The sequence below is a fragment of the Pseudomonas sp. A-RE-19 genome, from assembly GCF_019956555.1.
Classification (GTDB): domain Bacteria; phylum Pseudomonadota; class Gammaproteobacteria; order Pseudomonadales; family Pseudomonadaceae; genus Aquipseudomonas.
In genome coordinates, this window is sequence record NZ_JAHBDQ010000044.1 from 189,253 (window position 1) to 202,198 (window position 12,946).

9 protein-coding genes are annotated in these 12,946 nt (G+C 60.5%); 5 read left to right on the forward strand and 4 right to left on the reverse strand.

Going from position 1 to position 12,946, the window contains the following annotated elements; all coding sequences use genetic code 11:
* The first annotated feature begins 10 nt into the window (after positions 1 to 10).
* The gene (locus KGB14_RS22660) at positions 11 to 901 is read left to right on the forward strand and encodes a U32 family peptidase (protein WP_223488915.1); all 891 of its coding nucleotides are present in this window, start codon (positions 11 to 13) and stop codon (positions 899 to 901) included.
* Positions 895 to 1,365 carry an SCP2 domain-containing protein gene (locus KGB14_RS22665; RefSeq protein ID WP_223488916.1) on the forward strand — a complete coding sequence of 157 codons (471 nt, stop codon included), beginning with the start codon at positions 895 to 897 and terminating at the stop codon, positions 1,363 to 1,365. Before KGB14_RS22660 ends, KGB14_RS22665 begins: the two co-directional genes overlap by 7 nt.
* A 951-nt stretch (positions 1,366 to 2,316) precedes the next feature.
* Here KGB14_RS22665 and KGB14_RS22670 read toward each other — a convergent pair.
* The 4 genes from KGB14_RS22670 to KGB14_RS22685 all read right to left on the reverse strand — a co-directional run bounded on the left by KGB14_RS22670 (position 2,317) and on the right by KGB14_RS22685 (position 5,997).
* Positions 2,317 to 2,715, reverse strand: a complete 399-nt coding sequence (locus KGB14_RS22670) for a putative zinc-binding protein (protein WP_123722328.1) — start codon at positions 2,713 to 2,715, stop codon at positions 2,317 to 2,319.
* Positions 2,716 to 2,789: 74 nt separating this feature from the next.
* Positions 2,790 to 3,464: a Crp/Fnr family transcriptional regulator gene (locus tag KGB14_RS22675; RefSeq protein WP_223488917.1), complete on the reverse strand. Its 675-nt coding sequence runs from the start codon at positions 3,462 to 3,464 to the stop codon at positions 2,790 to 2,792.
* Positions 3,465 to 3,550: 86 nt separating this feature from the next.
* Positions 3,551 to 4,198: a two-component system response regulator NarL gene (gene narL, locus KGB14_RS22680; protein ID WP_223488918.1), complete on the reverse strand. Its 648-nt coding sequence runs from the start codon at positions 4,196 to 4,198 to the stop codon at positions 3,551 to 3,553.
* Positions 4,195 to 5,997 carry a HAMP domain-containing protein gene (locus tag KGB14_RS22685; protein ID WP_223488919.1) on the reverse strand — a complete coding sequence of 601 codons (1,803 nt, stop codon included), beginning with the start codon at positions 5,995 to 5,997 and terminating at the stop codon, positions 4,195 to 4,197. The genes narL and KGB14_RS22685 overlap by 4 nt, the downstream gene beginning before the upstream one ends.
* Before the next feature lie 425 nt (positions 5,998 to 6,422).
* Between KGB14_RS22685 and KGB14_RS22690 the strand changes: the two genes are divergently transcribed.
* From KGB14_RS22690 to KGB14_RS22700, 3 genes are all read left to right on the forward strand, one after another.
* Entirely contained in the window at positions 6,423 to 7,727 is a 1,305-nt protein-coding gene (locus KGB14_RS22690; protein WP_223488920.1) for an MFS transporter, read from the forward strand.
* Positions 7,705 to 9,102: a NarK family nitrate/nitrite MFS transporter gene (locus tag KGB14_RS22695; protein WP_223488921.1), complete on the forward strand. Its 1,398-nt coding sequence runs from the start codon at positions 7,705 to 7,707 to the stop codon at positions 9,100 to 9,102. Before KGB14_RS22690 ends, KGB14_RS22695 begins: the two co-directional genes overlap by 23 nt.
* A 69-nt stretch (positions 9,103 to 9,171) precedes the next feature.
* Positions 9,172 to 12,945 (forward strand): nitrate reductase subunit alpha, encoded by a 3,774-nt coding sequence (locus KGB14_RS22700; protein WP_223488922.1) that lies wholly within the window; start codon positions 9,172 to 9,174, stop codon positions 12,943 to 12,945.
* Position 12,946: the final 1 nt, after the last annotated feature.

The following is a 12,946-nucleotide window of genomic DNA, read 5'->3' on the forward strand; positions in this document are numbered from 1 at the left end:
GGGAGGCGACATGAAGCTCAGCCTGGGACCGGTCCTGTTTTATTGGGACAAAGAACAACTCAGCAACTTTTACGCCGAGATGTCGACCTTGCCCCTGGACGTGATTTATCTGGGGGAAACCGTGTGCTCGAAACGTCGGGCATTTTCGCTGGATCAATGGCTGGGGCTGGGGCGCGAGTTGCAGGAATGCAGCCAGGCGCAGTTGGTGCTGTCCAGCCTGACATTGATCGAAGCGGCGTCCGAACTCTCCAGCCTGCGCCGGCTGTGCGACAACGGCCAATTGCTGGTGGAAGCCAACGACATGGGCGCGGTGCAGTTCCTGGCCGAGCGCAAATTGCCGTTCGTGGGCGGCCCGGCCCTCAATCTGTACAACGGACATGCGCTGGCGCAACTGCTCGACAGCGGCATGACCCGCTGGGTGCCGCCCGTGGAATGTTCGGCGGCGCTGATTGGTGATGTGATCGGGCAGGTGCGCGAACTGGGTCGTGCAGTGCCGGAAGTTGAAATCTTTGCGTATGGGCATTTGCCGTTGGCCTATTCCGCCCGTTGCTTTACGGCTCGGGCGGAAAACCGGCCCAAGGACGACTGCCAGTTTTGCTGCATCAACTACCCCGATGGCCTGGCGCTGACCAGTCAGGAAGGGCAGGCGCTGTTCACCCTCAACGGTATTCAGACAATGTCGGCCGAGGTGACCAATCTGCTGGCCGATTACGCCGGGCTGGTGGCCTGCGGTGCCGATCTGTTGCGCTTGAGCCCTCGCGCTCAGGGCATGGCCGAGGTGATCGCGGCCTATCAACGGGTTCGTCTGGGCGAGACACCGCCGTTGTTCGTCGAAGGGTGCAATGGTTATTGGCATGGCCAGGCCGGCATGCTGCGCGTCGAGGAGGTCGGCCTGTGTTGAATCGAAAAAAGTGGCTGTTGAAAGGTGCCGACCGGTTGTTGCCGCTGGTGCGCCGGGTGCCTTTTGCCGTGCAGCGTCTGGCGTTGCAACAGGCGCTGAATCGCTGCCTTGCCGAGCCATTGCGCGATGGCGAGTTCGAGGTTTTGCGCGGGCGTTGGTTGTGTCTGCGGATTCCGGATCTGGGGTTGTCCTGGTATCTGACGCTCAGCGGTAAAGGGTTGCGGATTGCCGAGCATGCCGTGGCGCATGTGACGATCAGTGGTAATTGGCGGGAGTTTTTACTGTTGGCGAGTCGTCAGGAGGATCCGGATACGCTGTTTTTTCGCCGGCGTTTGGTGATTGAGGGGGATACCGAATTGGGGTTGGCGTTGAAGAATCTGATCGACAGTCTGGATCCTGAGGTGTTGCCTGTTTGGTTGTGGCGCAATCTGGAGCGGGCGGGGAAGGGGTTGGCGGCGGGGTAATTGACATTGCCCAATTGTGGGAGCTGGCTTGTTGGGCTGTTTTTTGGCTGAGTACATATCCATTTCTGCGGTAACGGCCACTAATGGTTCCGCTCTTACAGCGGGTTACTTTGAAAAGCGCAAAGTAACCAAACGCTTTCGCCCCTGACGTACGGTGGCTCGCTTAGGCTCGCCATGCCCTCGCTCCGGTCCTGCTCCGTGGGCCCGCCGCCATCGGCCATCCATGGCCGGGGGCGGCTACCGCGGCATCCTTGCCGCGGTGCCCACTGCGCAGAACCTCCACTCGGCCTTCCGACGGGGCAGATCAAGATCAAGATCAAAAGCCAAAGCCAAAGCCAAAGCCAAAGCAAGATCAACAGCCAGAGCCAAAGTGGCGTTGAACCTTGTGGGAGCGAGCCTGCTCGCGAAGGACGACAACGATAACGCGTGCTGTCTGAAAGAACGCGTTCTCCAGACGTTTTTCGCGAGCAGGCTCGCTCCCACAGGGAAATGCGTACGCTTGAAGAGACAGGCCGGCCGGTAGGCCGCCTCGCGGTGCTTTTGCGGTGCACGCCCCCTCGAGAGGCTTCGTTCCGGTTCTGCGCAGTGGGCAACCCGGCATGGATGCCGGGTTAGCCGCCCCCGGCCATGGATGGCCGATGGCGGCGGGCCCACGGAGCAGGACCGGAGCGAGGGCATGCCGAGCCTGGGCGAGGCACCGAACGAAAGGGGCAAAAGCGCTTTGGTTACTTTCGCGCTTTTCGAAAGTGACTCGCTGTAAAAGCGAAACCAATAGAAGCCGTTACCGCAGAAATGGATATGTACTCCGACCAAAATTACAGGTCGGCGGTCAGTCCGCCATCGCGGGCAAGCCCGCTCCCACAGGGAAATGCGTACTCTTGAAGAGACAGGCCGGTAGGCCGCCTCGCGCGGCTTTTGCGGTATTCGCCTCCACAGGATTTTTGTTGTTCTTCAGGCCATCGTTTCCTGCCGGCTTACATGCTGGCGAGCATCACTGGCAATCAACTGCCTGATCCCTTCAAACAACTCATCACTCTGCGCCTGCGTGCAATCCTCACCATGGCGCTTACGCAGCCCGTAATGACTGAGAATCAGATGCACATCAGCATGCAGCCCATGCTGCTTGAGGCAGTTTTCAACACATTGCAGCGGGCAGCCATCCAGCGCAAAGATCCGGCGCCCCGAACGCGCCTTGTTGACCAGCGCCGCCACATGCCCGCCAACACCGACGATGCAGGACATTTCAGCCAGCCCGCTGCGATCCAGGCGCACCGCCAGGGTATTGGCCAGTTGGGCAACGTTGGAGCAGCCTGAGCAGGAGTAAACCAAAGGCAGGGTTGAACGGGGCATTTGCACTCTCCGTGGATGGACGCTGCCAGTGTGCAAGGTGCGTGGCATTGCGCCTTGATGACGGTCAATTCCGACTATTGGAAAGCCGCCAGCTCCTCTTCATCGAGGATGCTGATATGGCGACGCTCCATGGCGATCAGGCCGCACTCCACCAGGCGATGCAAAATCCGCGAGAAGGTTTCCGGTTGAATGCCGAGTTTCGACGCCACCAGGCGTTTGGACACCTGCAAGACAATCTGGCCGGTCACCGGGTGGCGTTCCTGGAACAGAAAATTGATCACCCGACGGCTCGCACTGGCCATGGTCAAGGTATCGATGTCGCGCAGACGCAGGTGCAGGTGAACGCTCATGCTCGCCAGAATCGCCAGACAGACTTTCGGCTGGTCTTTCAGGGCATTGCGGTAATGGTTGCCCTCGATACTCACCAGTACGCTGTCCTTCAGCGCCGTGGCGCTGACCGGGTAGAGCCGGGCCTGGCTGAACAGCAAGGCTTCGGCAAAGGTCTGGCCGGGCTGGATGATCTCGACCAGATTCTCCTGGCCTTCGCCGGTGAGCCGGTACAACTTGATCTGGCCGCTGACCAGCAGGAAAAAACGCCTGGCCGGATCCCCTTGATGCATGAGCGTGCTGTGACAACTCAGGCGCTTGAGCATGGCCAGGCCGCAGACTTCCTCGAAGATTTTCTCCGGCAGTTGGCTGAACAGATGATGACGGCGCAACGTTAAAACGATGGAAGGGTGGGTCAGCATGGCGTACCTCCGCTGACCGTCATAGTAGAGAGCGCAGGCCAAATGACCTATGCCTCTGCAGGCCTACCTCCAAGGAGGGATGCCCGTCAGCCCGCACTGCGCAGATGCTCCATGGCCCACACCGCCGCCTCCACCCGCGAGCGCAAGCCGAGTTTGTGCAGCAGGTTTTTCACGTGGACCTTGACCGTCCCTTCGGTGATGCCCAGCTTGTGCCCGATGACCTTGTTGCTGAAGCCGCTGGCGATGGTTTTCAACACCTGACGTTCACGCTCGGTCAGTTCCACCACGGCCTGGCGAGGTGGCGCGCGCAGCGCCTGCGCCATGACTTGGGTCAGCCCCGGGCTGATCACCAAGGCGCCGTTCAAGGCATCACGGATGTACTGAATCAGCAGTTCGGGCTCCATGTCCTTGAGCAGATAGCCGTCGGCATCGAGCCGCAATGCGTCGCGAATATCGTCTTCGGCGTCCGAGACGGTGAACAGCAGCACTTTGCCGGTGTAGTGCATTGCCCGTAATCGACGCAGGGTTTCGATGCCATTCATTTGCGGCATGTTGTTGTCGAGCAGGACCAGATCCGGTCGAAGTGGCTCAATCAGGCCGAGTGCTTCTTCACCCTGGCTGGCTTCGCCGACGATCAGGAAGTCATCTTCGAGTTCGAGCATCTGGCGAATGCCGTGACGCATCATCGGGTGGTCGTCTACCAGCAGGATTCTGTGTTGCGGGGACGGGGTCATAGGGTGCTGCCTTCTGTTTGCTGCCCGAGAAATTCCGGGTGGAATTCCAGTTGGACGCGGGTGCCTTGGGGTTCCCTGGAAAATATCTGCAGCTGGCCGTGCAAGCTGCGAGCCCGCTCATCCATGATGTTCAGGCCGTGGTGTTCGCGTTGGTCGACGTTGCCGCTGAAGCCGCGCCCGTCATCTTCGACCGACAACCTGACGGTCTCGCCATCCTGGCGCAGTTGCAGCCAGGCGTTTTGCGCGTGGGCGTGGCGCAGGCAGTTGGAGAGTGCCTCGCGGGTGATCTGCAGAATGTGGATTTGTTCGCTGGCCGATAGCTGAAAGGCCAGCGCGTCGACGTGCAGATGCACCTGAAACTCCCCGCGACGGGAAAATTCCTCGGCGGTGTCCTTGAGTTCCTGCACCAGTCCGGCGTCGTGTATCTGCAAACGAAAAGTCGTCAGCAACTCGCGTAACTGGCGGTAGGCATTGTTCAGTCCCTCACGCAATTCGGCGGTGACGGTTTCCAGGGTCTGGACCGGTTCGCCCCGGCGCATCAGGGTCTGCATGCGGCTGACTTGCAGCTTCATGTAGGACAGGGCCTGGGCCAGTGAATCGTGCAGCTCGCGGGCGATGATCGTGCGCTCTTCAAGCAGTAGCAGGCGATGATCCTGTTCCCGTTGGCGCTTGAGCGACAGTGAGGTGCCGATCAGGTTGGCCAAGGCCTGGATCAATTGGGTCTCCCAGGCTTGCGTCGGGTGCCCGTCGACAAAGTGCGCCTTCAGCTCACCCAGTTCACTGCCCTGATTGCTGATGCTGAAGGTTTGCGGGCTGGCTTTATGGTGCTTCTGGCACGTGGCGCAGTCGCTACTGGCGCAGACTTCCCGAACGTTCGCGCCATGCAGGGCGAGCAACTGCTGGGCCGGTGCCTGCAGTTGGCCTTGCAGACACAGCGACAGGCGCAAGCCGGGCAGGCGTTGCTGGAAGCGTCGAATCAATTCATCCAGGCCTTCGGCATTGGCCAGGCGTGTGGCCAGGCTTCGGCTGCTTTGATACAGAAGCTCCAGGGCGGCATTGGCTTGTTGCAGGTTCAGGGTTTTCTGCCGGACCTGACTTTCCAGGGTGCGATGCGAGTCTTCGATCGTCTCGGCCATGGCATTGAAACTCATGGCCAACTGGCCCAGTTCGTCCTGGGACTGATGGTTGACCCGCACCTTGAAGTCGCCGCGACGAAAGCGCTGGGTTGCGTCCACCAACTCTTTCAAGGGGGTGACAACGCCGCATTGCAGTTCGTATAACCCGATCAACAGGACGATCATGGTGGTGAACAAGGCCATGCCCTGGATCGCCTGTTGCCAGCCTTGCTTTTGTTCGCTCTGGCGCTGCAACAAATCGACGAACTGGTTCAGTTGCTCAACGAAAGACTGGGCCTGAACCTGAAAGGCCGCCGCATCGCCGCGCTCAAGTGCCGGGCGCAGATCCTCGTTCCAGTGTTGCTGGATTTGCCCATAACTGATTTGCAGCGCAGTGGTCGGGCCGTCTTCCAGCACCGCCTTGAGCGAGTGGCTGTCCAAGCGGTTTTGCAGGCTGTCGATGATGCTGGCGATTTCTTCGCCGGTGGCGCCGGCGGCGAGTTTCCAGCTCAGGTGATAGGTCTCCATGCGCACCGAGCCCGCGGTGTTGATGGCGGCGGCATCGCCCTGGCTGAACCAGGCAATCAGCCCGGCGCTCAACGAACTGGCGAGCGCCAGCACGGCGATCAGGATCACCGCCAGCCCGGCGCGAGCGGGCAGGGAGCTGCGCAACCAGCGCATCATCGGCGCGGGTCCGTGGAAAGGACAGGAAAGAAGAGCATGCACAGCTCCAGAGTAGGTTGTTGTTCGTTATGGCCTCTTCGCGGGCAAGCCTCGCTCCTACAGGATTGAAGTCGTTCCCGTTTTGATGGCCGGCCTTGATCCTGTAGGAGCGAGGCTTGCCCGCGAAGGCGATTGAAAGAACAACCGCCGTTCCCAGACGCGCTACCTCTAAAGAGTTGTCGACAGATCTTTGTCAGTAAAAATCTTGGCGGAAAGGCTCAATCCCCTGATAAACCGAGTGTTTCAAGCCTTTCCAGGACTACCTCCTTAGAGGTAGACCGCGCAAGCATAGGCCTATGCCCCCTTGGGCTTCGTTGACATGGGTCAAGTTTTTGCGGGGTTGGCCTCTCTAGTCTGCCGCCATGGCTAACTGACTGGAGAGCATTGTGAACCCACCGCGTGTACGACAAGGCTTGGTGCTGGGCATGAGCACGCTGGCCTTCACTGTGTGCTTCATGGTCTGGATGATGTTTGCCGTGCTCGGGGTGCCGATCAAGGAACTGCTCCAGCTCAACGAAACCCAGTTCGGCCTGCTGGCCGCGACCCCGGTGCTGACCGGCTCGTTGGTGCGTTTGCCGCTGGGTCTGCTGACCGACCGTTTTGGCGGGCGCAGCGTGTTCTTCCTGCTGATGCTGGCCTGCGTCACACCGCTGTACTTGATCAGTCACGCCACCGCCTACTGGCAGTTCCTGGTGCTGGGTTTGTTTGTCGGCCTGGCCGGCGGCTCGTTTTCAGTGGGGATTGCCTACGTCGCCAAATGGTTCGACAAGGAGAACCAAGGCTTCGCCATGGGCATCTTCGGCGCCGGTAACGCCGGGGCGGCAGTGACCAAGTTTCTCGCCCCGGCACTGATTGCTGTCGGCAGCTGGCAACTGGTGCCGAAAGTCTTTAGCGCGATCCTCTTTATTACCGCGCTTTTATTCTGGCTCCTCAGTGCCGAAAACAAGGACCACCGCAGTGCCACCGGCGCCAGCTTGCGTGAGCAACTGCACTCGCTGAAAGACCCTGCGGTGTGGCGCTACTGCCAGTACTACTCGATCGTCTTCGGCGGCTACGTCGCCCTGGCCCTGTGGATGACCAAGTACTACGTGCAGGAATACGGTTTCAGCCTGCAAAGCGCGGCGCTGCTGGCGGCCTGTTTTTCCCTGCCCGGTGGCGTGCTGCGTGCTGTCGGCGGCTGGATGTCGGATCGCTGGGGGGCGCAAAGCGTGACCTGGTGGGTGTTGTGGGTCAGCTGGATCTGCCTGTTCCTGCTCTCGTATCCCCAGACCCAACTGCAAGTGCAGACCATCGACGGTCCGGTGGATTTCCACATTGGCCTGAGCCCCGCGCTGTTCACCGTGCTGCTGTTCGTCATGGGCATCGCCTTCGCGTTCGGCAAGGCCTCGGTTTTCAAATACATCGCCAACGACTACCCGAAAAACATGGGTGCGGTGTCCGGCATCGTCGGCCTCGCCGGTGGCCTGGGCGGTTTCGTGTTGCCAATCCTGTTCGGCGCCCTGGTGGACCTCACCGGCGTGCGCTCTTCCTGCTTCATGTTGATGTACGGCGTGGTCTGGGTCTCCCTCACCTGGATGTACTTCAGCGAAATACGCAAAAGCCCGGTGCTGGGTAAAGCGCCGCTGCTGATGCCGTCCCCGATTTCCAGCATTGCCCAAGGAGAAGAACATGTCCGTTCTGCAAAAGCCTGACAAAGGCCCGGTCATTCATGACTGGCGCCCCGAGGACCCCGCGTTCTGGGGAAGTAGCGGCAAACAGACCGCCACGCGCAACTTGTGGATTTCCATTCCTGCACTGTTGTTGGCCTTTGCGGTGTGGATGGTCTGGAGCACGGTGATCGTGCGTTTGAACGCCATCGGCTTCACCTTCACCACTGACCAGTTGTTCTGGCTGGCGGCGTTGCCGGGGTTGTCCGGGGCGACTTTGCGCGTCTTCTATTCGTTCATGGTGCCGATCTTCGGCGGCCGGCGCTGGACCGCCCTGAGCACCGCGTCGCTGCTGTTGCCATCGATCTGGATGGGCTTCGCCGTGCAGGACCCGAGCACCTCCTACAGCGTGTTCGTGTTGATTGCCTTGCTCTGCGGTTTCGGCGGCGGCAACTTTGCCTCGAGCATGTCCAACATCAGTTTCTTCTATCCCAAGTCCCAGCAGGGCACGGCCCTGGGCCTCAATGCCGGGCTGGGTAACCTGGGCGTCTCGGTGATGCAGTTCTGTGTGCCGCTGGTGATTACCTTCGGTGTGTTCGGTTTCATGGGCGGCTCGCCGCAAGCACTGCCGGACGGCGGCCAGTTGTGGTTGCAGAACGCCGGGTTCGTCTGGGTGCCGTTTATTGTCCTGGTGACCGTGCTGGCCTGGTTTGGCATGAATGATCTGTCCAGTGCCCGGGCCTCGTTCAGCGAACAGGCGGTGATCTTCAAGCGCAAACACAACTGGCTGATGTGCTGGTTGTACCTGGCGACCTTCGGTTCGTTCATCGGCTTTTCCGCCGCGTTTCCGCTGCTGATCAAAACCTCCTTTCCCGACGTGATTGCCTTGAAATTCGCCTTCCTCGGTCCGTTGGTAGGTGCGCTGGTACGGCCATTGGGCGGCTGGCTGGCGGACAAGCTCGGCGGCGCGAAAGTGACCTTGTGGAACTTCGTGCTGATGATCGTGATGGTGTTCGGGGTTCTGCACTTTCTGCCGCAAAGCGGCCAGGGCGGCAACTTCTACGGCTTCCTCGGCCTGTTCATGCTGCTGTTCATCACCACGGGCGTGGGCAACGGCTCCACCTTCCGCATGATCCCGGTGATCTTCCGCACCCAGCATGAAAAAGCCTCTGCCGGTCAACCAGCCGCCGTGCGCGAACAAGCGCTGAAAGATGCCGGCAAAGAGTCCGCCGCCGTCCTGGGCTTCAGTTCGGCCATGGGCGCCTTCGGTGCGTTCTTCATTCCCAAATCCTTCGGCTCTTCGATGGCCCTGACCGGCGGCCCGGAGATGGCCTTCTACATGTTCGTCGTCTTTTACCTGAGCTGCATCGTCGTGACCTGGTGGTGGTACGCGCGCAAAGGCGCCGCGACACCCTGCTGAGACGACCCGAATCCAACCATTGCGTGGGCGGGGCACAGACCCCGCGACAAAGCCTGAGAGGACTACACCGTGAGTCATTTACTGGATCAACTGCGGTTTTTCAACCGCAAGCAAAACGAGTTTTCCGACGGTCATGGAGAGACCCGAAAAGAGTCTCGCGACTGGGAGAACGTCTACCGTTCGCGCTGGCAGTACGACAAGATCGTGCGTTCGACCCATGGGGTGAACTGCACCGGCTCCTGCTCGTGGAAAATCTACGTCAAGAACGGCCTGATCACCTGGGAAACCCAGCAGACCGACTACCCGCGCACCCGTAACGATCTGCCTAACCATGAGCCCCGTGGCTGCCCGCGTGGTGCCAGTTACAGCTGGTACATCTACAGCGCCAACCGGCTCAAGTACCCGAAAATCCGCAAGCCGTTGCTCAAGCTCTGGCGCGATGCGCGGCAGACCATGGCGCCGGTCGAAGCCTGGGCGAGCATTGTCGAGAACAAGGCCAAGGCCGACTCCTATAAGAGCAAGCGCGGCATGGGGGGCTTCATTCGCTCCAACTGGGAGGAAGTCAACGAGATCATTGCCGCGTCCAACGTCTACACCATCAAGCAGTACGGCCCAGACCGGATCGTCGGCTTCTCGCCGATTCCAGCCATGTCGATGGTCAGCTATGCGGCCGGTTCGCGTTACCTGTCGCTGATCGGCGGTGCCTGCCTGAGTTTCTACGACTGGTACTGCGACTTGCCACCGGCCTCGCCGATGGTCTGGGGTGAGCAGACCGACGTGCCGGAATCGGCCGACTGGTACAACTCCAACTACATCATTGCCTGGGGCTCCAACGTCCCGCAGACCCGTACCCCCGATGCGCACTTCTTCACCGAAGTCCGCTACAAGGGCACCAAGACTGTCGCGATCACCCCGGACTACTCGGAAGTCGCCAAGCTCACCGACCTGTGGCTGAACCCTAAGCAAGGCACCGATGCGGCGCTGGCGCAGGCGTTCAACCATGTGATCTTCAAAGAATTCCACCTGGACAAACCGAGCGCTTATTTCACCGACTACGCCAAGCGCTTCACCGATTTGCCAGTGCTGGTGCTGCTCAAGCAAATGGTCGACAAGGCACCGGGCGCCGGTTACCAGCCAGACCGTTTCCTGCGCGCCAGCGACCTGACCGACAACCTCGGCCAGGAAAACAACCCGGAATGGAAAACCATCGCGCTGGATGTCAGTGGCGAACTGGTTTCCCCTCAAGGCTCCATCGGTTATCGCTGGGGCGAGAAGGGCAAGTGGAACATCCTGCCGCGTGAAGGTGGCGAAGGCCGTGAGATCGATCTGAAGCTGAGCCTGATCGGCGATGACGTGGCCGAAGTGGCGTTCCCGTATTTTGCCGGCGAGTCTCACGAACACTTCCAGCACGTGGCCGGCGATGCCGTGCAATACCGCCGCGTGCCGGTGCATAACGTGGTGCTGGCGGACGGCAGCGTGGCCAAGGTCGCCACCGTGTTCGACCTGTCGGCCGCCAATCTGGCCATCGATCGCGGCCTCGGCGGCGATAACGTGGCCAAGGATTACGATGACGCTTCCGTGCCGGGCACCCCGGCCTGGCAGGAGCAGATCACCGGCGTGAGCCGCGAGAAGGCCATCCAGATCGCCCGTGAGTTCGCCGATAACGCCGACAAGACCAAGGGGCGCTCGATGATCATCGTCGGCGCGGCGATGAACCACTGGTACCACATGGACATGAACTACCGCGGGCTGATCAACATGCTCATGCTCTGCGGGTGTGTCGGCCAGACCGGTGGCGGTTGGGCGCACTACGTTGGCCAGGAAAAACTGCGTCCGCAATGCGGCTGGCTGCCCCTGGCGTTCGGCCTGGACTGGAACCGTCCGCCTCGCCAAATGAACGGCACCAGCTTCTTCTACGCCCACAGCTCGCAATGGCGCCACGAGAAGATGAGCATGCACGACGTGCTTTCGCCATTGGCCGATAAATCACAATTTCCCGAGCATGCCCTGGACTACAACATCCGCGCCGAACGTGCCGGCTGGTTGCCCAGCGCACCGCAACTCAACACCAACCCGCTGCACATTTGTCGCGACGCTGCGGCGGCCGGCATGGACCCGAAAGACTACGTGGTCAAGTCGCTGCAGGACGGCTCGCTGCGGTTCTCCTGCGAACAGCCGGACAGCCCGGTGAACTTCCCGCGCAACATGTTCATCTGGCGTTCCAACCTGCTGGGCTCCTCGGGCAAGGGCCACGAGTACATGCTCAAGTACCTGCTGGGCACCAAGAACGGGGTGATGAACGAAGACATCGGCCAGGTCGGCGATTGCAAACCCGAAGAAGCCGAATGGGTGGACGAGGGCGCCATCGGCAAGCTCGATCTGGTCACCACGCTGGACTTCCGCATGTCTTCGACCTGCGTCTATTCCGACATCGTCTTGCCGACCGCGACCTGGTACGAAAAAGACGACATGAACACCTCGGACATGCACCCGTTCATTCACCCGTTGTCGGCCGCCATCGACCCGGCGTGGGAATCGCGTTCCGACTGGGAAATCTACAAAGGCATCGCCAAGGCGTTTTCCCGCATGTCCGAAGGGCACTTGGGCGTTGAAAAGGACCTGGTGACCATCCCGCTGATGCACGACAGCGTCGGCGAACTGGCCCAACCGTTTGGCGGCACCGACTGGAAAAGCGCCGGTGTGGCACCCGTGCCGGGCAAGAACGCGCCGAACCTGCACGTGGTGGAGCGTGACTACCCGAACATCTACAAGCAGTTTTCCTCGCTTGGGCCATTGCTGGAGAAACACGGCAACGGCGGCAAGGGCATCAACTGGAACACCGAAGAGGAAGTGAAATTCCTCGGTGAACTCAATCACCACGAAGGCGATGCCGGGATCAGTCACGGCCGTCCGAAAATCGACACGGCCATTGATGCAGCGGAAGTGATCCTGTCCCTGGCGCCGGAAACCAACGGTAAGGTCGCCGTCAAGGCCTGGGCCGCGCTGTCGGAATTCACCGGCATCGACCACAGCCACCTGGCGCTGTCCAAGGCCCACGAGGCGATTCGTTTCCGCGACATTCAGGCACAGCCGCGCAAGATCATTTCCAGCCCGACCTGGTCGGGGCTCGAAGATGATCACGTCAGCTACAACGCCGGCTACACCAACGTTCACGAAGGGATTCCATGGCGCACCATCACCGGTCGCCAGCAGTTCTACCAGGATCACCCGTGGATGCAGGCGTTCGGCGAGCAACTGATGAGTTATCGCCCGCCGGTCAACACCCGCACCATCGAAGGGGTGAAAGGCAAGCGCAGCAACGGCGAAACCGAAATCGTCCTGAACTGGATCACCCCGCACCAGAAATGGGGCATCCACAGTACCTACAGCGACAACCTGCTGATGCTGACCCTCAGCCGTGGCGGGCCGATTGTCTGGCTCTCGGAGAACGATGCGAAACGCGCCGGCATTGAAGACAACGACTGGATCGAGTGCTTCAACGTCAACGGTGCATTGACCGCCCGGGCGGTGGTCAGCCAGCGCGTCAAGGACGGCATGGTGATGATGTACCACGCACAGGAACGGATCGTGAACGTGCCCGGTTCGGAAACCACCAAGACCCGTGGCGGCCACCACAACTCGGTCACTCGAGTGGTGCTCAAACCGACCCACATGATCGGCGGCTATGCCCAGCAGGCCTACGGTTTCAACTATTACGGCACGGTCGGTTGCAACCGCGATGAATTCGTCGTGGTGCGCAAAATGGCCAAAGTCGACTGGCTCGATGGTTCAAGTGGCGATGACCTGCCACGTCCGCTGCCGACCGATATCGAGGAGAACTGAG

Bases quoted from the DNA above. Each gene is read 5' to 3' on its own strand.
- KGB14_RS22660 (WP_223488915.1), top strand. From the start codon at position 11: ATGAAGCTCAGCCTGGGACCGGTCCTGTTTTATTGGGACAAAGAACAA.
- KGB14_RS22670 (WP_123722328.1), bottom strand. From the start codon at position 2,715: ATGCCCCGTTCAACCCTGCCTTTGGTTTACTCCTGCTCAGGCTGCTCC.
- KGB14_RS22675 (WP_223488917.1), bottom strand. From the start codon at position 3,464: ATGCTGACCCACCCTTCCATCGTTTTAACGTTGCGCCGTCATCATCTG.
- narL (WP_223488918.1), bottom strand. From the start codon at position 4,198: ATGACCCCGTCCCCGCAACACAGAATCCTGCTGGTAGACGACCACCCG.
- KGB14_RS22685 (WP_223488919.1), bottom strand. From the start codon at position 5,997: ATGATGCGCTGGTTGCGCAGCTCCCTGCCCGCTCGCGCCGGGCTGGCG.
- KGB14_RS22695 (WP_223488921.1), top strand. From the start codon at position 7,705: ATGTCCGTTCTGCAAAAGCCTGACAAAGGCCCGGTCATTCATGACTGG.